Origin of the sequence: Streptococcus infantis (assembly GCF_018499575.1) — a bacterium.
GTDB lineage: Bacteria > Bacillota > Bacilli > Lactobacillales > Streptococcaceae > Streptococcus > Streptococcus infantis_K.
Map to the genome: position 1 here is coordinate 42149 of NZ_JAHDAP010000002.1, position 21018 is coordinate 63166.

At 41.3% G+C, this 21018-nt stretch carries 22 protein-coding genes; 19 read left to right on the forward strand and 3 right to left on the reverse strand.

From position 1 onward, the window contains the following. Positions 1-2 precede the first annotated feature (2 nt). From KJR31_RS06225 to KJR31_RS06235, 3 genes are all read left to right on the forward strand, one after another. Complete coding sequence (locus KJR31_RS06225) at positions 3-407, forward strand: PTS sugar transporter subunit IIA (RefSeq protein WP_004250403.1); 405 nt, start codon at positions 3-5, stop codon at positions 405-407. Between the two features lie 99 nt (positions 408-506). Beyond that, positions 507-1670, forward strand: coding sequence for an SIS domain-containing protein (locus KJR31_RS06230; protein WP_214262568.1), 1164 nt, complete (start codon positions 507-509; stop codon positions 1668-1670). Positions 1671-1683: 13 nt separating this feature from the next. Beyond that, positions 1684-2721, forward strand: coding sequence for an aldose epimerase family protein (locus tag KJR31_RS06235; RefSeq protein WP_214262569.1), 1038 nt, complete (start codon positions 1684-1686; stop codon positions 2719-2721). Between the two features lie 41 nt (positions 2722-2762). Here KJR31_RS06235 and rnjA read toward each other — a convergent pair whose 3' ends face one another. Then, positions 2763-4442, reverse strand: a complete 1680-nt coding sequence (gene rnjA, locus KJR31_RS06240) for a ribonuclease J1 (protein WP_004250408.1) — start codon at positions 4440-4442, stop codon at positions 2763-2765. 1 nt (position 4443) lies between these two features. After that, entirely contained in the window at positions 4444-4677 is a 234-nt protein-coding gene (locus KJR31_RS06245) for a DNA-dependent RNA polymerase subunit epsilon (protein WP_214262570.1), read from the reverse strand. A gap of 272 nt (positions 4678-4949) precedes the next feature. On the opposite strand from KJR31_RS06245, the gene KJR31_RS06250 reads away from it, so the two are divergent. From KJR31_RS06250 to KJR31_RS06310, 13 genes are all read left to right on the forward strand, one after another. After that, positions 4950-5156 (forward strand): hypothetical protein, encoded by a 207-nt coding sequence (locus KJR31_RS06250; RefSeq protein ID WP_214262571.1) that lies wholly within the window; start codon positions 4950-4952, stop codon positions 5154-5156. A 250-nt stretch (positions 5157-5406) separates the two neighbouring features. Next, positions 5407-6090 carry a tRNA (adenosine(37)-N6)-threonylcarbamoyltransferase complex dimerization subunit type 1 TsaB gene (gene tsaB, locus KJR31_RS06255; RefSeq protein WP_214262572.1) on the forward strand — a complete coding sequence of 228 codons (684 nt, stop codon included), beginning with the start codon at positions 5407-5409 and terminating at the stop codon, positions 6088-6090. Further along, on the forward strand, positions 6087-6524 hold the full coding sequence (gene rimI, locus KJR31_RS06260) for a ribosomal protein S18-alanine N-acetyltransferase (RefSeq protein ID WP_214262573.1): 438 nt from the start codon (positions 6087-6089) through the stop codon (positions 6522-6524). The genes tsaB and rimI overlap by 4 nt, the downstream gene beginning before the upstream one ends. Continuing rightward, positions 6514-7524 (forward strand): tRNA (adenosine(37)-N6)-threonylcarbamoyltransferase complex transferase subunit TsaD, encoded by a 1011-nt coding sequence (gene tsaD, locus KJR31_RS06265; RefSeq protein ID WP_214262574.1) that lies wholly within the window; start codon positions 6514-6516, stop codon positions 7522-7524. The genes rimI and tsaD overlap by 11 nt, the downstream gene beginning before the upstream one ends. A 66-nt stretch (positions 7525-7590) precedes the next feature. Next, a complete protein-coding gene (locus tag KJR31_RS06270) occupies positions 7591-8199 on the forward strand; it encodes a hypothetical protein (protein ID WP_214262575.1) in 609 nt (202 codons plus the stop codon). Positions 8200-8339: 140 nt separating this feature from the next. Next, positions 8340-9035, forward strand: a complete 696-nt coding sequence (locus tag KJR31_RS06275) for an AzlC family ABC transporter permease (protein ID WP_214262576.1) — start codon at positions 8340-8342, stop codon at positions 9033-9035. Continuing rightward, positions 9025-9348, forward strand: a complete 324-nt coding sequence (locus KJR31_RS06280; protein ID WP_045762538.1) for an AzlD domain-containing protein — start codon at positions 9025-9027, stop codon at positions 9346-9348. Before KJR31_RS06275 ends, KJR31_RS06280 begins: the two co-directional genes overlap by 11 nt. Before the next feature lie 102 nt (positions 9349-9450). Continuing rightward, positions 9451-10293, forward strand: a complete 843-nt coding sequence (locus KJR31_RS06285; RefSeq protein WP_214262577.1) for an amino acid ABC transporter substrate-binding protein — start codon at positions 9451-9453, stop codon at positions 10291-10293. A gap of 138 nt (positions 10294-10431) precedes the next feature. Next, entirely contained in the window at positions 10432-12789 is a 2358-nt protein-coding gene (locus KJR31_RS06290) for a hypothetical protein (protein WP_214262578.1), read from the forward strand. Positions 12790-12977: 188 nt separating this feature from the next. Then, positions 12978-13832: a MetQ/NlpA family ABC transporter substrate-binding protein gene (locus tag KJR31_RS06295; RefSeq protein ID WP_214262579.1), complete on the forward strand. Its 855-nt coding sequence runs from the start codon at positions 12978-12980 to the stop codon at positions 13830-13832. Positions 13833-13954: 122 nt separating this feature from the next. Beyond that, complete coding sequence (locus KJR31_RS06300; RefSeq protein ID WP_214262580.1) at positions 13955-15328, forward strand: M20 family metallopeptidase; 1374 nt, start codon at positions 13955-13957, stop codon at positions 15326-15328. Next, complete coding sequence (locus tag KJR31_RS06305; RefSeq protein ID WP_214262581.1) at positions 15321-16382, forward strand: methionine ABC transporter ATP-binding protein; 1062 nt, start codon at positions 15321-15323, stop codon at positions 16380-16382. The genes KJR31_RS06300 and KJR31_RS06305 overlap by 8 nt, the downstream gene beginning before the upstream one ends. 1 nt (position 16383) lies before the next feature. After that, positions 16384-17076: a methionine ABC transporter permease gene (locus KJR31_RS06310; protein WP_214262582.1), complete on the forward strand. Its 693-nt coding sequence runs from the start codon at positions 16384-16386 to the stop codon at positions 17074-17076. Positions 17077-17281: 205 nt separating this feature from the next. Here KJR31_RS06310 and KJR31_RS06315 read toward each other — a convergent pair whose 3' ends face one another. After that, on the reverse strand, positions 17282-17851 hold the full coding sequence (locus KJR31_RS06315) for an MptD family putative ECF transporter S component (protein WP_214262583.1): 570 nt from the start codon (positions 17849-17851) through the stop codon (positions 17282-17284). Between the two features lie 131 nt (positions 17852-17982). Here KJR31_RS06315 and KJR31_RS06320 point away from each other — a divergent pair, with 131 nt between their 5' ends. The 3 genes from KJR31_RS06320 (at position 17983) to hisS (ending at position 20982) form a co-directional block, all read left to right on the forward strand. Next, positions 17983-18309 carry a helix-turn-helix domain-containing protein gene (locus tag KJR31_RS06320; protein WP_250319699.1) on the forward strand — a complete coding sequence of 109 codons (327 nt, stop codon included), beginning with the start codon at positions 17983-17985 and terminating at the stop codon, positions 18307-18309. Between the two features lie 66 nt (positions 18310-18375). Further along, positions 18376-19623: a transporter gene (locus KJR31_RS06325; RefSeq protein WP_214262584.1), complete on the forward strand. Its 1248-nt coding sequence runs from the start codon at positions 18376-18378 to the stop codon at positions 19621-19623. A gap of 78 nt (positions 19624-19701) precedes the next feature. Next, positions 19702-20982, forward strand: a complete 1281-nt coding sequence (gene hisS, locus KJR31_RS06330) for a histidine--tRNA ligase (RefSeq protein ID WP_214262585.1) — start codon at positions 19702-19704, stop codon at positions 20980-20982. Positions 20983-21018 lie beyond the last annotated feature (36 nt).

Here is a 21018-nt window from a genome sequence, read left to right on the forward strand (position 1 = left end):
TTATGACTAAATCATTAATTCTAGTGAGCCACGGTCGTTTCTGTGAAGAACTTAAAGGTAGCACAGAGATGATTATGGGACCACAAGACAACATTCATGCGGTTGCTCTTCTTCCAGAAGATGGACCAGAAGAATTTACTGCTAAATTTGAAGCTGCTGTTGAAGGATTGGATGATTTCCTAGTCTTTGCGGATCTTCTTGGCGGAACTCCATGTAACGTGGTGAGCCGTTTGATTATGGAAGGTCGTGACATTGAACTTTATGCAGGGATGAACCTTCCAATGGTCATTGAGTTTATCAATGCAAGCCTAACAGGTATCGATGCGGACTATAAGAGTCGTGCTTCAGAAAGCATTGTGAAAGTTAATGATTTATTGGCTAGCTTCGACGACGATGAAGATGAATAAGATGTAACAAACTATCTTATAGAAAATATACATGGGAATGGGAGCGACTCCCATTCCCATGTTTTCAATCATGAAACAATATTAGATTAGAGGTTTTCAATGCTAGATTATACAAAAGAAGATTTGCTTGAGTTGGGAGCAGAGATCACCACACGCGAAATTTACCAACAACCAGATGTTTGGAAGGAAGCTTTTGAATCATACCAAGCACGCCGTGATGAAATTTCAGCCTTTTTGCAAGGAATTGCAGATAAACATGACTATATCAAGGTTATCCTGACTGGTGCTGGAACTTCAGCTTATGTAGGTGATACCTTGGTTCCATACTTCAAGGAAGTCTATGACGAACGTAAATGGAATTTCAATGCTATTGCGACAACAGATATCGTTGCCAACCCACAAACCTATTTGAAAAAAGATGTGGCAACTGTTTTGGTATCATTTGCACGTAGCGGGAACTCACCTGAGAGTGTGGCAACAGTTGACTTGGCTAAGGCTTTAGTTGACGATCTTTATCAAGTAACGATCACTTGTGCGGCTGAAGGGAAATTAGCACTTCAAGCCCACGGTGATGATCGCAACCTCTTGCTCTTGCAACCGGCAGCTTCTAACGATGCTGGCTTTGCAATGACATCGAGTTTTACTTCAATGATGTTGACAGCACTTTTGGTCTTTGATCCAACTGAATTTGCTGTTAAAGCAGAACGTTTTGAAGTGCTTTCTAGTCTTGCTCGTAAAGTTCTTGACAATGTGGCAGATGTGAAAGAATTGGTTGACCTAGACTTTAATCGAGTAATTTACTTAGGTGCTGGTCCATTCTTCGGACTTGCTCATGAAGCACAACTGAAAATTTTGGAATTGACTGCTGGTCAAGTTGCGACTATGTATGAAAGCCCTGTCGGCTTCCGTCACGGTCCAAAATCTCTTATCAATGAAGATACTGTAGTTTTAGTATTTGGTACTACAACAGACTATACTCGTAAGTATGACTTAGACTTAGTTCGTGAAGTTGCAGGAGACCAAATCGCTCGTCGCGTTGTTCTCTTGAGTGATCAAGTCTTTGGACTTGAAAATGTTAAGGAAGTAGCACTTGGCTGTGGCGGAGTTTTGAATGATGTTTACCGTGTGTTCCCTTATATTGTTTATGGTCAATTATTTGCTCTCTTGACTTCGCTTAAGGTTGGAAATAGACCAGATACACCATCACCTACAGGTACAGTAAACCGCGTCGTTCAAGGTGTTATTATTCACGAATTCAAATAATAAGGAGAAAAGGATGAAAGCATACACAGAACGTGTATTTGGGAAAGTTGATGACAAGGATGTTGTCGCTTATCGCTTTGAAACAGAAGCAGGCTACCAACTAGAAGTCATGACCTATGGTGCAACGATTCTACGCTATGTAACTCCTGATAAGGCTGGTAATTTTGCCAATGTTATCCTAGGATTTGATGATTTTGACAGCTATGTGGGAAATAGCCCTAAACATGGAGCGAGTGTAGGTCCAGTTGCAGGTCGTATCGCAGGTGCGACATTCGAATTGAATGGGAAAACCTATGAACTCGAAGTCAACAACGCTAGCAACTGTAACCACAGCGGTTCGACAGGTTGGGATTCTAGTTTGTTTGAATTGGTTGAAGTCAGCGACCATGGTTTGACTCTTTACACAGAAAGAACAGACGGTACAGGAGGTTTCCCTGGAAATCTTAAAATCTGGATCAGCTACCACTTGGAAGAAAATGGTGCTTACGAAGTTAGTTACAAGGTGACGACGGACCAGGATACCTTGGTCAATCCGACCAACCATAGCTACTTTAACCTGTCTGGGGATTTCACTCAGACGGTTGATCGCCATGTTTTCCAACTGAATACAGAAGGTATTTACCCAATCGCTCCTGACGGTGTGCCAGCTAAAACTCCAGATGCTAATCGTGACGTGGTTAAGCATATCTACAATGGTGCCTTGTTGAAAGATATCTTTGCAGACGAAGATGAGCAGATTCAACTCGTATCTGGATTGGACCATCCATTTGCTCTTCCTGCAGGACATGATAATGCTGGTTTCCTCTATGACCAAGGGTCAGGTCGTTTCCTGCTCTTCAAGACAGAATCTCCTTGCTTTGTAGTCTACACAGCTAACTTTGTGGATGAGAGTGTCATTATCGCTGGTCAACCAATGATTCAACATAATGGGATTGCTCTTGAGGCGCAAGCTTTACCAGATGCTATTCATAGTGATTTTAAAGATCAAGTTATCCTCAAAGCAGGTGAAACTTTCACAAGCAAAACTCGTTACGAAATCGTTGTTAAATAATAAAAATTCTCTGAAGTCATAGGATTTCAGAGAATTTTTTATTATTCTTCATCTGGCGTGAGAATCATCGGAATGATGATTGGTTCACGTTCAGTATTTTCGTAAAGGAATGGTCGAATGGCGTTTACGATAGCACCGTTGACTGATTGGACGCTAGCATCCTTGTTTTTTAAAGCGATACGAATAGCATTGAAAAGGATGCGTTGACTTTGACGGATCAAGTCGCCAGATTCACGCATGTAGACGAAACCACGACTAAGGATATCTGGTCCAGAAATAATCATCTGAGACTCAAAGTCTACCGTTGCGACAGCAAGTACAACACCATCTTCGGATAGGTCTCTGCGATCTTTTAGAACTGCTGCACCGATTTCGCCGATACGATTTCCATCGACGTAGATATCTTGAGCATTGAAATGACCAGCGATACGAGCAGAATTTGCGGTAAGGGCAAGTACATCACCATTGCTCATGATAAAGATATTGTCCTTCTCAACTCCAGTATCTACGGCAAGTCCGGCGTGGACTTTTTGCATGCGATATTCACCGTGGACAGGCATGAAGTACTTTGGTTTGATGAGGCGGAGCATGAGTTTTTGTTCTTGCTGACCACCGTGTCCAGATGTATGGATGTTGTTAATCTTACCATGGATGACTTCAACACCAGCTTCAGAAATGATATTAATCAATTTGTTGACGCTAGTGGTGTTTCCTGGAATTGGGCTAGATGAGAAGATAACCGTATCACCAGGTTGGAGTTGCACCTGACGGTGGGTTCCGTTGGCGATACGTGAGAGAGCCGCCATAGGTTCACCCTGACTACCCGTACAGAGGATAAGAATCTCACCCGCAGGGTAATCTTTGATTTCATTTGGTTCGATGAAGGTTCCCTTTGGCGCTTTGATGTAGCCAAGCTCGATTCCGTTGACAATGGCCTTTTCCATAGAGCGACCAAAGACAGCAATCTTACGACCTGTTTTAACAGCAGCATCAGTTGCTTGCTGGAGACGGAAGATATTTGAGGCAAAGGATGCAAAGATGATACGTCCTTCGATACCTTGGATAATCTTCATGATAGACTGGCCGACAACCTTCTCAGAGTTTGTAAAGGTTGGCACTTCAGCATTTGTCGAGTCAGAGAGTAAGCAAAGCACTCCGTCTTCACCTAGGGCTGCCATACGGTGCAAGTCTGCAGGTTCACCAACTGGTGTAAAGTCAAACTTGAAGTCACCCGTACAGACGATTTTCCCTTGAGGTGTATGGATGACGATACCCAAAGGTTCTGGGATAGAGTGAGTAGTTCTAAAGAAAGTTGCTTTAAGATTTTTAAAGGTCAACTCAGTGTTGTGGTTGATTTCGTGAAGTGTAGCATTGCGCAAAAGTCCATGCTCTTCGAGTTTTCCACGGATCAAAGCAAGGGCTAGTGGACCTGCATAGATAGGGATATTTGCTTGCTTGAGCAAGAACGGAATCCCACCGATATGGTCCTCGTGTCCGTGTGTGATCAAGAGTGCTTTGACACGGTCAATATTTTCTACAATATAAGAGTAATCAGGGATAACGTAGTCGATACCAAGAAGGTCATCCTCAGGGAATTTAATCCCTGCATCAACGATGATGATTTCGTCTTGGTATTCGATTCCGTATGTATTTTTACCGATTTCTCCTAGACCACCAATGGCAAAAACGCCCACTTCTTCTGGTTTAAGAGTATAGGCCATATTAGAACTCCGTAACTTCGAATGCGCCAGTTTCTTTTTCGTAGTCTAGCAATTTGTCTGACAAGAGCTCGATATATTCAACGTTGAATTCTGGACGGTTTTTTTCAACAAGTTCACGGGCAATGATACGTCCCTCAAGTTCTGAGTTAGCATCAATGTCTAGGTAAAGTGAGCGTGTTGTTTCACGACGTGGGCTACGGTCTTTTGTTTCTTGATAAAAAACTTTGTAAATCATGTGTTTCCTTTCTGTTTTCAGGTCAGCTGTATTCAAAAAATTACCAGCTTGAAGCTGTTTGTTTCTATTTCATTTTCTGCCTGTATTGACCTTGATTCGTTACAATTATCTCAATTATAACATAAAAAGGGGAATTAGTAAAAGCAGGAAACATGAAAGTAAGGAGCTTGAAATGCGTTTCATTTTACCTTGTATAAGTATTTGAAGACATAAGATGCAAGTGCTATAATAAAGTTAGGAAAGAGGTTTTTCCTTATGAAGGAGGGCAGGATATGTTTCAACTAGCTATTGTCATTCGTCTTATGGCCTTTGCGATATTTGTTGCCTGTGTTTACGGTGGAAATGTTTTGTATACTCGATTAGAGTATCGGAAAGCAAAATTCCTTTGGAAGCTTGCTTTTGTGACGCTCTATTCAATTTTTCTCCTCCTTGTCACCTATGTTGTCTGGCTCGTTTTCTACTTTGGTTTAAATGCCTAAAGTCAATTATTCATCTAAATATACAGAAAGTCCACCTCGTCTTGATAGAAGGGACGGATTTTTCTATTTTCAGGTGATATCCTTATGTTTACGATGATCTCTCGTATCGAATATCGAGTTAAGGCATATATGACTTATTTACACTTCTTTTTGTCTAAGTGGCAGGCCCTTTTGTTTCAAGACAAAGAAAATTCCCATGTGTCGGCTTTTGTAGTATAATAGTAAACAGACAAAAAGATAGGAAAGTGTTATGAAAGTATTAGCTTTTGATACGTCCAGCAAGGCTCTGTCTTTAGCCATTTTAGAGGACAAGCAGCTTCTTGCTGAGACCATGATCAATATCAAGAAAAATCACAGCATTACTCTGATGCCTGCTATCGATTTTTTGATGGCCAGTCTAGATTTGACGCCCAAAGATTTGGATCGAATCGTCGTAGCAGAGGGGCCGGGTAGCTATACAGGTTTGCGAATCGCGGTAGCGACTGCCAAGACCTTGGCACATACCCTGAACATTGAGTTAGTGGGGATGTCTAGCCTTTTAGCCCTGGTACCGAATCAACAGGAAGGTTTGGTGGTTCCTTTGATGGATGCACGCCGTAATAATGTTTATGCAGGATTTTATGAAAATGCTCAACCTGTCTTTCCAGAAGCTCACTTGTCCTTTGCTGAAGTCCTAGAACAAGTCAAGGATGCTGATCAGGTGACCTTTGTCGGAGAAGTTGGAGCCTTTGTGGAACAAATTGAAGAACAGTTGCCACAAGCCAACTACCAAGAAACCTTGCCAAATGCAGCTAATTTAGCTCTTTGGGCCTGGGACAAGGAGGCAGACTCTTTACATGACTTTGTACCTAACTACCTCAAACGTGTCGAAGCAGAGGAAAACTGGCTCAAGAATCACACCGAGTCTGGTGAGTCTTACATTAAACGTCTATGATCGAGATTAAACAAATTCAACAGCAGCCTGATATGGCACAAGCTATTTACGAAGTGATGACGGATGTTTATCCCGTCAGTCCTTGGACGTTGGAACAAATCCAAGCAGACTTGTCTCAAGACCAGACTTGGTATGCTCTAGCTAATGATGGGGAAGAAGTGATAGGTTTTCTAGCAATTCAGGAGAATCTTTTTGAAGCAGAAGTCCTGCAAATTGCTGTCAAAAAAGCCTATCAAGGTCAGGGGATAGCCTCAGCCTTGTTTGCAACATTGCCGACAGACAAGGAAATTTTCCTCGAAGTTAGAAAGTCCAACCACCGAGCGCAAGCATTTTACAAGAAAGAAAAAATGGCGGTCATCGCTGAGAGAACGGTCTACTACCATAATCCAGTTGAGGATGCCATTATCATGAAGAGAGAAATAGATGAAGGATAGATATATTTTAGCATTTGAGACATCCTGTGATGAGACCAGTGTCGCCGTCCTGAAAAACGACGACCAGCTCTTGTCCAATGTCATTGCTAGCCAAATTGAGAGTCACAAACGCTTTGGTGGCGTAGTGCCAGAAGTAGCTAGCCGTCACCATGTCGAAGTCATTACAGCCTGTATCGAGGAGGCGCTGGCAGAAGCAGGAATTACTGAAAACGATGTGACAGCTGTTGCGGTTACCTACGGACCAGGCTTGGTCGGAGCCTTACTTGTTGGTTTGTCAGCTGCCAAGGCCTTTGCTTGGGCACATGGCCTTCCTTTGATTCCTGTGAATCACATGGCTGGTCATCTCATGGCAGCTCAAAGTGTCGAACCTTTGGAGTTCCCCTTGCTAGCCCTCTTGGTTAGCGGCGGACACACAGAGTTGGTCTATGTGTCTGAGGCTGGTGATTATAAGATTGTTGGCGAAACACGTGATGATGCAGTTGGTGAGGCTTATGATAAGGTCGGCCGTGTCATGGGCTTGACCTATCCAGCAGGTCGTGAGATTGATGAGCTAGCTCATAAAGGTCAGGATGTGTATGATTTCCCTCGTGCCATGATTAAAGAAGATAATCTGGAGTTTTCATTCTCAGGTTTGAAGTCTGCCTTTATCAATCTCCACCACAATGCCGAGCAAAAGGGAGAAAGCTTGTCCAAGGAAGACCTATCTGCCTCTTTCCAAGCAGCAGTTATGGATATTCTCATGGCAAAAACCAAGAGGGCCTTGGAGAAATACCCTGTTAAAACCCTAGTCGTGGCTGGTGGTGTGGCAGCTAACAAAGGACTTAGAGAACGCCTAGCAGCTGAAATCACTGACGTCAAGGTGATCATTCCTCCTCTGCGACTTTGCGGAGACAATGCGGGTATGATTGCCTATGCCAGTGTCAGCGAGTGGAATAAAGAAAACTTTGCAGGCATGGACCTAAATGCCAAACCAAGTCTCGCCTTTGATACTATGGAGTAAAGAGTTAGCTCAGTGTTAACTCTTTTATCTTGGACAAATGCCGGAATCTTTTAGTATAGTAGAAATATGAAATTAAAAAAAACAATGAGTGTTGTGCTTGCTCTTGGAGCTTTATTGCTTTGTATGTCAGCTTGCCAGCATATTCCAAAGACACAATTGATTCTATTTGAGTCACTGTCATTCAATATGCCCCTCAAATCTCTTGAAAAAGTGTTTGGAGAAGCTGATGAAGTGATAGAAGAAACGGAAACCGCCTATCGGGACACTTGGCATGCAAGGGATCCTTATTTCTATAAAACAGGCCGGCTTTTCTATCATTACGAAAATATTGCATTGAATGGTTATACAGGTCGAGCAGATTTCACATTTTCAAAATCACATCGCTTGGAAGAAGTGACAGTTCATATTTCTGTAGCTTCAAAAATGGAGCAACAAGTAGCGCTCTACAATTTATCCCAGACTATAAAAAAAGAAATTGAAGCTCTTCCGACTTTCAAATCCGTAACTACCGAGACAGTAGGATTATACGATGATGGCTATCGCTATAAAGTCAAATTGCAAGGCCAAAGGAGAGAGCTCTGGGTTGATGTCTACCCGATAGAAGATGAATATACTGAAAAAAATGAAGGCTATAAGTATAGAATTCGAATTGATCAATTTCTCATGTATCCATAATGAACCATACTGTTCAGGGGCTGATACTTGCCATTAGTTTCAAATTCCAGACTGTTTTCTCCTCTTTGAATGTGTTATAATGATTTTTGCTGTGACTGTCTGGAAAGTAGTTGATGAAGGAATGAATAGTGAGGAGGTTTATGAAAGAAAAAGGATTTTGGGAGGGGGTACAGGCTGCCGTGCCGACCGCTTTAGGTTATGTCAGTATCGGCCTTGCTTGTGGGATTATCGGATCTCCCTATGTAACATCTGTTGAGATGGGCTTGATGAGTCTCTTTGTTTATGCAGGAAGTGCCCAGTTTGCCATGATAGCCTTGATAGCAGTTCATGCGCCTGTGGCAGCCATTGCCATGACGGTCTTTTTGATCAACCTGCGTCTCTTTTTACTGAGCTTGCATGCGTCTACCTATTTTCGCCACACCGGTCTCTGGCACAATATCGGAATGTCCAGCCTTCTGACCGATGAGACCTATGGCGTTTTGATGGGAGAGTTAGTGCATACAAATCAGGTAAATCCTATGTGGATGCATGGGAATAATCTCAATAGCTATCTAGCTTGGTTTGTGGGGACAGTTGCGGGAACAGCTTTAGGAGGTCTCCTACCAAATCCTGAGATTTTTGGGCTCGACTTTGCCTTAGTTGGTATGTTTATCGGGATTTTTGCTTCTCAGTTTCAGATGATGCAAAGAAGAATTCCCTTGCGCAACCTCTTCATTATTTTAGGAGTTGTTGCCCTCTCTTTCTTTATACTTTTGACAGTGGTATCTCAATCGCTAGCTGTCCTATTTGCGACCTTGCTAGGTTGTACCATGGGGGTGGTCTTGGATGGTCAGTAAGTATATTTTATTAGCGATTGTCTTTTCTGGCCTGGTGACTTGGATTCCAAGAATGATTCCGTTTATCCTAGCCAAGTACAAGGGTTTGCCGCCTATCGTAGAGCGCTTTTTGAAATTTCTCCCAGTTTCTATTATCTTTGCCTTGATTCTTTCAAGTGTGGTGACAGGAAAAGTTGGAAGCCTTCCACAGATAAAATGGTTAGACTTTCTAGCAGTCTTCCCAACAGCCTTTGTGGCCTTTCGTTACCGTAATCTGGTGGGGACAGTTCTCTTTGGAGTGGTTTTGATAGCAGTCCTACGTTTGGTCTTTTAATTAGCCATAAAGAAAACCTATCACAAATATAGAAATCATATAATGGCGCAATCTCATTTTTTCTGTTAAGATTAGACTGTATTTTATTTTGGAGGAATTATCATGAAAAAAATCGTTAAATATTCATCACTTGCTGCCCTAGGGCTTGTTGCCGCAGGTGTATTAGCAGCTTGCTCAGGTGGTGAGAAGAAAGATGCTGCAACTAGCGAAGCAACATCTGGTAAGAAAGAAATTATCGTTGCAACTAACGCTTCACCAAAACCATTTAACTATGAAGAAAATGGTGAGTTGACTGGTTACGAAATCGAAGTTGTTCGTGCTATCTTTAAAGACTCTGACAAATATGATGTCAAGTTTGAAAAGACAGAATGGTCAGGGATCTTTGCAGGTCTTGACGCAGATCGTTACCAAATGGCAGTTAACAACATTAGCTACACTAAAGAACGTGCAGAAAAATATCTTTATGCAGCACCAACTGCTAAAAACCCTAACGTTCTCGTAGTTAAAAAGGATGACAACAGCATCAAATCACTTGATGATATCGGTGGAAAATCTACTGAAGTCGTTCAAGGAACAACATCAGCTAAACAGTTGGAAGAATACAACAAACAACACCCAGATAACCCAACTATCCTTAACTATACGAAGGCAGATTTCCAACAAATCATGTCTCGTTTGAGCGATGGCCAGTTTGACTACAAGATTTTTGACAAGATTGGTGTTGAAACAGTTATCAAGAACCAAGGTTTGGACAACTTGAAAGTCATCGAACTTCCAAGCGACCAACAGCCTTACGTATATCCACTTCTTGCCAAAGGTCAAGATGAATTGAAGGCATTTGTGGATAAGCGCATCCAAGAACTATACAAAGACGGAACTCTTGAAAAACTGTCTCAACAGTTCTTTGGTGGCTCTTACCTGCCAGCAGAAGCTGATATTAAATAATTTAAAAATACCTCTGTTAGTGACAGGGGTATTTTTATGTAAGCACATTCAAAAAAGCGACTGGATTGTCTCATATTCTTTGACAAAGCCCGTCGGAATGGGTTATAATAATAAATAATACATTTAAAGGAGATTGTTATGAAACATAAAAAGTTTCTATCCTCATTTACATTAGCTGCGGCTTTGTTAGCAGCGGGTGCAATGAATCATGAGGTTCAAGCTAATGAAAAGCCTGTAGATGCTAAGGAAAAAGCTGTTGCGCCATCATCATCTGAAAAACAGATTACAGATGCGCAAAAGGAAGTTAAGAAAGCTCAAGCGTCTGTAGATGAAAAAGCTTCAAAAGAAGCGGAGGCTAAAAAGGACTTAGCAAAGGCTGATAAAAAGGTTGCTGAGACAAAAGAAGCTATCAATATCGCTAAAAATGCTGATGCTATCATCGAAGAAGAATCAAAAGTAGCATCTGAGAAGAGCGCTGAAAAAACAGAAGCTGACAAAGCTTTGGCAAATGCAGAATCTACAGCAACAGCAGCTCAATCTGCAGAAACTGCTGCTAAAGAAGCTAGCCAATCTGCCAATGAAAAGCGTGACGCTAAAGCAGCAGAGGTAAAAGAAAAGCAAGCTGAACTAGATGGCATGACTGATGCAAGTCTTAAAAATCAAATCTCTAATGCTGAAAGCGAGGTTAAAAAAGCCGATCAGTCTCTTCAAGAACAAACGAAAGCAGCGAATGAAGTAGCGAATAAGATAGCAGAAAAACAAAAGGAACTTGACAATTACAAACCAACAGTCTTGAAAAAGGTCTTGAATCCAGAAGAACAAGGACATAAAGCTCCAGCATCTGAGGATGATTATGACTATAACAAAAAAAATCGCCCTAGAGACGCCGCAGGCAAACCTTTGATGGAAAATGTTGACTTTCAAGGTGTTCGTGAAGTTGAAGAGGAAGCAACTGAAGAAATGAAACGCTTCACTAAGGCTTTAGCTGATTATAATGCAAACCCATATGATGCAGTTAATCACAAATATAAAACAAGACCAGTCTTTAAGTTTGTTGTGGATAATCGCAAATTGACAGAAGCTTTCATCGAGTTAGCAAATGAACTCCGTCGTGCTAATGGTGTTACACAAGACTTAGCTCTAGACGAAGCCTACATTAAACATGCAGAAGAACGTTCAAATGAAATGGCTACCACTGGAGTCTTAAGCCATGATACCAAGTTCTCACACCCAGATGGAGAAGATGTTCGTGTAGAAAATATTGGAATGAATTATGCAATTCCTGGAACAGATGGTGGACCTAACTTTGTGGAAGTTAAAAATGGTCAGACTATTTATAATTACGATAGAATCATGAGTTATAAACAGTTTGCTTATGAATCCCTTTTAGCTTGGTATGCAGACTTTAATAATATAAAAGGGATCGACTACGGACACCGCAGAGCCCTTCTTACACCGGTTGGAGGAAAAGTAGGTGTAGCCCAAGGAACGATTGAAGGAAAAAATCCTAATAATATTTATTATACATATACAAGTAATGCCTATACACCTGAAACAGTGAAGGAATACAGTTCTAATTTCTATGCCTTTAATGAAGACGATAAATTGCATCCGACCTTCTATGGTAAACGCATGAAGTTCTTGCCTGAGCATCACTTTGTATATGTTGAGAAAACAGTTGTTGACAAATCTGCTGATCTTAAGTCTGAACTTGCATCATTGAAAGCAGAAAAAGCTGATAAAGATGCTAAAAAATCAGCTGCTGAAACTAAAAAAGCTGACTTGTTAGTAACATTGGACAAATTAAATAAACAAGCTAATAATCTAGTCAATGCGCGTGAACAAGTTAAAAAGGATTTGGAACAAGCTAAATCTGATTTGGCAACCTTAACTGCTGATGCGAAAGCAAAAGCTGAATTAGTTGCTACAAAATCACAAGAGGCAACTAAAGCAAGTCAAAATCTAAAAGCCTTGCAAGCCAAGGTAGCAGAATTGGCTACAGCTATTAAGAATGCAGAAGAAAAACGCGATAAAGCAATGGCCTTGAAAGGTCAAGCATCAGCCTTAGAAACAACATTGAAGCAAGCAGAAACTGATAAAGCAAATGCACAGAAAGTTAGTGACCAAGCGGAAGCTGAATTGAAATTGGCTCAAGCAGCCCTAGCAGAAGCCAAAGCGAAGCTACAAGCTTTATTAGATGTACTTGAAGCAGAAAATATGCTGAAATTGGCAGAAAAAGACGGAATGATTATTGGTCTACCAAAAAATGCTCCAGTTCAAGACCCACTTCCAGAATTTGATCTTCGTAAACTTGCTGATAAACCTCAAGGTGCAGAAGCTAATAAACCTGTAGAAAAAGCTTCTACGAAAGCATTACCTAATACAGGTACAAACTCAGGAGTAGATGGGCAAACGACTCTATTCGGAGTTTACGGTTTACTTGCGAGCCTCGGATTAGCAGGCATCGCAACACGACGCAGAAGACAAGGTAAATAATTCTTAAAAAGCTATCTAGCAATCAGCTAGCTAGCTTTTTTTATGCAGAGCTACAGAAGTGAATGTAGATTAATATTCGCTTAATATGTATAGTTTCAAACTATAACCTTACCTATCTAATAACAATTTGCGAAATCAAATAAAGTATGAGATACTATTACGGTATTATTTTTAAAGGAGAAAGAATCATGAAAATCAAAAAATGGTTAAGCGTAGCAGCGATTGCTACAGTAGCAGGCCTTACACTTGCAGCTTGCGGAAATTCAGACAAGAAAGCAGACAGTACAACTACAGTTAAAATTGCGACTGTTAACCGTAGCGGTTCAGAAGAAGCACGCTGGGACAAAGTCCAAGAATTAGTTGAAAAAGATGGCATCAAATTGGAATTCACAGAGTTTACAGACTACTCACAACCAAACAAAGCAACTGCCGATGGTGAAGTAGACTTGAACGCTTTCCAACACTACAACTTCTTGAACAACTGGAACAAAGAAAACGGAAAAGATCTTGTAGCGATTGCAGATACTTATATCTCACCAATCCGTCTTTACTCAGGTAAAAACGGAGAAGAAAACAAGTACACTAAAGTGGAAGAAATCCCAGATAACGGTGAAATCGCAGTACCAAACGATGCTACTAACGAAAGCCGTGCTCTTTACCTTCTTCAATCTGCTGGTTTGATCAAGTTGGATGTTTCAGGAACTGAACTTGCTACAATCGCAAACATCAAAGAAAATCCAAAGAACTTGAAAATCACTGAGTTGGATGCTAGCCAAACAGCTCGTTCATTGACATCAGTTGATGCAGCGGTTGTCAACAACACTTTTGTTACAGAAGCAAAATTGGACTACAAGAAAGCACTCTTTAAAGAGCAAGCTGACGAAAATTCAAAACAATGGTACAACATCATCGTTGCGAAGAAAGATTGGGAATCATCACCTAAAGCTGATGCAATCAAGAAAATTATCGCAGCTTACCACACTGACGAAGTGAAAAAAGTCATCGAAGAAACTTCAGACGGCTTGGATCAACCAGTTTGGTAATAAACATAGGGAGGTGGGAGAGATTTTTTCCACCTCTTGCTTTTATATAGAGTCTTAAGCAAATGAAATCCACTTGTATTGATTCCAAAGGTACAAGTCCTAGTAGAAAGGTAGAGAAAAAAATGGTTTTTCCTAGCCAAGAAGAACAAATTGAAAAATTTGAAAAGGATCATGTAGCGCAACATTACTTTGAAGTTTTGCGTACCTTGATTTCTAAAAAATCAGTCTTTGCCCAACAAGTCGGCCTTAAAGAGGTGGCTCGTTATCTAGGCGAGATCTTCAAGCGTGTAGGTGCAGAGGTCGAGATTGATGAGAGTTATACGGCACCCTTTGTCATGGCGCATTTTAAAAGTTCACGCCCAAATGCCAAGACTATCATTTTCTACAACCACTATGACACAGTACCTGCGGATAGTGACCAGATCTGGACAGAGGATCCATTTACGCTTTCTGTCCGTGATGGCATCATGTACGGGCGTGGGGTTGATGATGACAAGGGGCATATCACTGCTCGCTTGAGTGCTCTTAGAAAATACATGCAGGACCATGATGATCTACCAGTCAATATCAGCTTCATCATGGAAGGAGCTGAAGAGTCTGCCTCTATGGATTTGGACAAATATCTAGAAAAACACGCGGACAAGCTTCGTGGTGCAGATTTGTTGGTCTGGGAACAAGGAACTAAAAATGCTTTGGAACAGCTAGAAATCTCTGGTGGGAACAAGGGGATTGTTACCTTTGATGCCAAGGTCAAGAGTGCAGACGTCGATATCCATTCTAGCTATGGTGGAGTCATCGAATCAGCTCCATGGTATCTCATTCAAGCTTTGACTAGTCTTCGCGCTACCGATGGCCGTATCTTGGTAGAAGGTTTGTACGATGATGTGCAGGAACCAAACGAACGTGAGTTAGCCTTGGTTGAAACCTATGCCCAACGCAATCCAGAGGAGATCAGCCAGATTTATGGCTTGGAATTGCCGCTTTTACAAGAGGAACGTAAAGCCTTTCTAAAACGATTCTTCTTTGAACCAGCACTCAATATCGAAGGAATTCAGTCAGGCTATCAAGGTCAAGGAGTTAAAACAATTCTGCCAGCAGAAGCTAGCGCCAAGCTAGAAGTTCGCTTGGTCCCTGGGCTAGAACCACATGATGTTTTAGAGAAAATCCGGAAACAACTAGACAAAAACGGTTTTGATAAGGTAGAATTGTACTATACCTTGGGTGAGATGAGTTATCGAAGTGATATGAGTGCACCATCTATTCTCAATGTCATTGAGCTGGCCAAGAAATTCTATCCACAGGGCGTATCGGTCTTGCCGACAACGGCTGGAACAGGTCCTATGCATACCGTATTCGATGCCTTGGAAGTACCTATGGTCGCTTTTGGGCTAGGAAATGCCAACAGCCGAGACCACGGTGGAGATGAAAACGTGCGAATCGCCGATTACTACACCCATATTGAATTAGTAGAGGAGCTGATTAGAAGCTATGAGTAGAGATATTATCAAGTTAGATCAAATCGATGTGACTTTTCATCAAAAGAAAAGAACCATCACAGCGGTTAAAGATGTGACCATTCACATCCAAGAAGGGGATATCTACGGAATCGTTGGATATTCTGGAGCAGGGAAGTCAACCTTGGTTCGTGTGATCAACCTTTTGCAAAAACCATCTGCAGGTAGAATTACCGTTGATGATGATGTGATTTTTGATGGGAAAGACACCTTAACTGCTGGGCAATTACGTCGCAAACGTCAAGATATTGGGATGATTTTCCAACACTTTAACCTTATGAGCCAAAAAACGGCCGAGGAAAATGTAGCCTTTGCCCTCAAACATTCTGGACTTAGTGAGAAAGATAAGAAGGCTAAAGTGGCTGAATTATTAGACTTAGTCGGATTGGCTGACCGTGCTGAAAACTATCCTTCACAACTTTCTGGTGGTCAAAAACAACGTGTAGCTATTGCGCGTGCCTTGGCCAATGATCCGAAGATTTTGATTTCAGACGAGTCAACTTCAGCTCTTGATCCGAAGACAACCAAACAAATCTTGTCACTCTTGCAAGAATTAAACCGTAAACTAGGTTTGACTATTGTCTTGATCACACATGAGATGCAAATTGTCAAAGATATCGCCAACCGTGTGGCAGTGATGCAGGATGGCCGCTTGATTGAAGAAGGTAGCGTTCTTGAGATCTTCTCAAATCCTAAGCAACCATTGACTCAGGATTTTATCTCAACTGCGACAGGTATCGATGAAGCTATGGTTAAGATTGAGAAGCAAGAAATCGTGGAGCACTTATCTGAAAATAGCATTTTGGTACAACTCAAGTATGCAGGGGCATCTACAGATGAACCGCTTTTGAATGAATTATACAAACACTACCAAGTAACAGCCAATATTCTTTATGGAAACATTGAAATTCTTGATGGTACTCCGGTGGGTGAGTTGGTAGTTGTTTTATCTGGAGAAAAAGAAGCGCTGGCGAATGCTCAAGACGCTATTCGTCAGGCTGGTGTGCAACTAAAAGTATTGAAGGGAGGACAGTAAGATGGCAGAGTTAATTCAAACATATTTACCAAACGTCTATAAGATGGGCTGGTTAGGCCAAGCAGGCTGGGGAACAGCTATTTACTTAACGCTTTATATGACAGTTCTTTCCTTTATCATTGGAGGGTTCTTAGGACTTGTTGCAGGACTGTTCCTTGTCTTGACGGCTCCTGGGGGTGTCTTAGAAGATAAATTTGTCTTTTGGGTTTTGGATAAGATTACTTCAATCTTCCGTGCGGTACCATTTATCATTCTCTTGGCGGTCTTGTCGCCCTTCTCTCATCTAATTGTCGGGACAAGCATTGGTCCAAATGCGGCTATCGTACCGCTATCTTTTGCAGTCTTTGCCTTCTTTGCACGTCAGGTTCAAGTGGTTTTATCAGAGCTTGATAATGGTGTGATTGAGGCGGCTCAAGCCAGTGGTGCTACATTCTGGGATATTGTAGGGGTTTACCTATCAGAAGGGCTACCAGACTTGATCCGCGTGACGACTGTAACCTTGATTTCCCTCGTTGGTGAGACAGCTATGGCGGGAGCAGTAGGTGCCGGTGGTATTGGTAACGTAGCCATCGCCTATGGATTTAACCGTTTCAATCATGATGTGACAGTCCTTGCGACACTTATCATTATCTTGATCATCTTTACGATTCAATTCTTGGGAGACTTCTTGACCAAGAAATTAAGTCATAAATAAAAGAGCCGTGTGGCTCTTAGATTGAAGAAAAAGTCAATTTTGGACAATTTTCTTCAGTCTTTTTCTTTTACTAGAGAAAATAAAAAAACTCTTAAAAACAGCATTATATCTGCATTTCTAAGAGTTTTCGAGATGTAGTAACCAAGCTCCTTTAATTACCGAAAGGGTTTGTCTACCTACTGAGAGCCGTGTGGCTCTTTTTCTATCACATTTTATCTGCAAATTTTTTACTAAGTTTTTGACCGATTAGGGCACCAAGTAAAGCGCCGATGAGAACACTTGTGATAAAGAGGAGGATATTAGCAGGATTCGGTGCAACCATGATGCGATCGATATAGTCCTGAGATTTTCCACGAGCGACTAGAGTTGCGATATAGGCTTGAGGGGTCAACCACATGAGTAGGATGGGACCAGTAGTACCAAAAGCAAAAACTAGGAAGGAAAGAAGGTTCTTGACCTTGTCTTTGTAGTGACCTAGGTGAGCGATGCCGTCTGCTCCAAGACCACAGATAATTCCTGGGAGAAAGGCTCCAGCACCATGCTTGCTCCCGAGGAAAAAGAGAGAAATCACAAGCCCAATCGTTGTAATTGCTCCGAAACGAGGTACTTTTGCTAAAAGGATCATATAGACGCTACCACCCACTAGGGCAGCAAAAGCAGGGGCGTAAAACATATTTCCAGTGTGGTCGACAAGGCTTCCTAGTAAAACTCCCACTCCGATACAGAGAAAGTAGACCAGGGCGGCTACAAGGGTTGTCAAAATATTCTTTTTCATAAGTTCTCCTTCGTATATCTGATGTTATTCATTGTATCATGCCTGTGGAAGATTGTAAATGCTGGCTAGGGACTAGTATTTACTAGGAATTATGATAAAATAGGAAAAAATAAAAGACGAGTGGCAAGAGTATGAAAAATTTAGGTAAAGTTTTTAAAGAGTTGCGGGAATCAAGAAAAATTTCCTTGAGAAAAGCAACGGGGGATGATTTTTCAGCATCCTTATTATCACGTTTTGAAAATGGGAAGAGTGAAATATCTGCTCAAAAGTTATTTGTTGCTTTAGAGAATATTCATGCTAACGTAGAAGAACTCTTATTTTTAGCGAGAGGTTTTCACCAGGATGCTAATTCTGAATTCAGAAATCAATTGTTTAAAGCCGTAAACCCAAAAGATTTAACATCTTTGCATACCCTCTATCAGAGAGAATACCAACAAATCCCTTTTTTCAAAGGATAAACAAGAACATATTCTCAATGCTATACTAGAACTACCATAAAAGTAGTATGTGAGAAAGGAATCTATATGAAACTATTACTAAGAAATCAAGCTTATCGAATCTTGAGTTTATCACGATTTTTCAATGCTTTTGGAGCTTCAATTTTTAATTTAGTATTTGTGGTCTATGCCTCGACTTTACCAGAGGCTTCTGTTGCCGTTGCCGTGGCTAATGTTGTGATGATGCTTCCAACTCTTTTTACAGTTTTTGTTGGAATTCGTGCAGATTACACGAGGGACAAGGTCAAATGGATGACCTATGTCGGTTTATTTCAGGCGGTTTTATTTTTTCTAGCAGCCCTAGTTGTTCAGCAAGCTAGTTTCTTTGCCTTTTCGACCCTTTGCCTCATCAATGTCATTAGTGATGTAGCCAGTGATTTTGCTGGTGGATTGCGAATGCCTCTCGTTAAAGAAAAAGTAGCAGAGTCAGATTTGATGGAGGCCTATTCCTTTTCGCAGTTTATTACCTACATCTCTGCGATTGGCGGGCAGGCTTTCGGAGTTTGGCTATTAGGGGTGTCGACACAGAACTTTTCGCTCGTAGCTGGAATCAATGCCATATTTTTCCTAGTGTCAGCTCTCATTCTCTTTTTAGGAAGGGCTGAATTAAGCTTATCAACTCCATTTGCTGATAGTAAATCAATGAAAAATGAGAAGCTTTCTATCAAAGATCAGTTTTTAACGATTTACCGAAACCTACGTCTCGTTTTTCTTCAAAGTGGACAGAAAAACTTTGGATTTATGCTCTTTGCTATCTTACTTATCAATGCTTTGGGAGGTGCTTTAGGTGGTATCTATAACATCTTCCTTTTAAATCATTCCTTACTGGATTTTTCCTACAAGGATGCCTTGTTTATCTTACAATTGATTACCTTATTAGCGGTTATCATCAGTAGTCTTACGGGCAATGATTATTTTGGGAAGCAATCTCTGCCTAGATTGATGATGTGGGTTACATTAGGAGCCAGTCTAGTTGGTCTATCTAATTTGTTAAACCAAGTCTTGCTCGGGATGTTTTTCGTCTTTTTTACCATGTACGTCTCTGGTAAAATCTCTCCAAAGATTAGTGCTCTGCTTATGAAAAATCTTGCTCCAGAGGTTCTCTCTCGTACCAGTAATTTTTTAGGTTTGTTGTTTACTCTATCTATACCAGTGGGGACGGCCTGTTTTTCACTGGTGGCAGTATGGAATATGCAGTTGACTTGGATGCTTTTTGTAGGTCTTTCTTTGTTAGCTATTCTTCTGACAAGTCTCAATCTCAAAAATAATCTTTAAATCCATGCTTTCTTCATACTGTCCCAATCCCTTCATTTATGGTAAAATAGGACTATTAAGTTAGAAAGAGGATTCTCTATGAAATTACAAAAACCAAAAGGAACGCAGGACATTTTACCTGCAGAGTCTGCCAAATGGCAGTACGTTGAAGGCTTTGCGCGTGAAATTTTTAAACGCTACAACTATGCAGAAGTACGTACCCCTATTTTTGAGCATTACGAAGTCATCAGTCGTTCCGTTGGGGACACAACTGATATCGTAACAAAGGAAATGTACGATTTTTACGACAAGGGCGACCGTCATATCACTCTACGTCCAGAAGGGACTGCGCCAGTTGTCCGTTCTTATGTGGAAAATAAACTCTTCGCACCAGAAGTTCAAAAACCAAGCAAGTTCTACTACATGGGCCCAATGTTCCGCTATGAGCGTCCACAAGCAGGTCGATTGCGCCAATTCCACCAGATTGGTGTGGAGTGCTTTGGCTCTAGTAATCCTGCTACCGATGTAGAAACAATTGCGATGGCAGCCCACTTTTTGAAAGCAATCGGGATTCAAGGTGTCAAACTACACCTTAACACTCTTGGCAATCCTGAAAGCCGTGCGGCCTATCGTCAAGCCTTGATTGATTACTTAACACCACTCAAAGATAGTTTGTCTAAGGATAGTCAGCGTCGTTTGGAGGAAAATCCTCTTCGTGTTTTGGACTCGAAGGAAAAAGAAGATAAGGTGGCAGTGGAGAATGCACCATCTATCTTAGATTACCTAGATGAAGAAAGCCAAGCTCACTTTGATGCTGTTCGTCAGATGTTGGAAAGCCTTGGAGTAGACTATATCATCGATACCAATATGGTACGTGGTCTGGACTATTACAACCATACGATTTTTGAGTTTATCACCGAAATCGAGGGCAATGATTTGACAGTCTGTGCAGGTGGTCGCTACGATGGCTTAGTTGCCTACTTCGGTGGTCCTGAAACTGCTGGATTTGGTTTTGGACTTGGTGTCGAGCGCCTGCTTCTCATCCTTGAAAAGCAAGGTGTAGCTCTCCCTATCGAAAACGCTCTAGATGTCTATATTGCGGTTCTAGGGGAGGGAGCTAATCTCAAGGCCTTGGAATTGGTACAAGCTCTTCGTCAGCAAGGTTTCAAAGCAGAACGTGATTACCTCAACCGCAAGCTAAAAGCTCAATTTAAGTCAGCCGATGTCTTTGCGGCTAAAACTCTTATTACTCTCGGAGAGAGCGAAGTCGAAAGCGGACAAGTGAAAGTTAAGAACAACCAAACTAGAGAAGAAGTAGAAGTTTCGCTTGATGCTATCAGTCAAAATTACTCAGAAATCTTTAAAAAACTAGGCTTTTAATAGTTATATAATGAACCAGGAATTTATTCCTGGTTT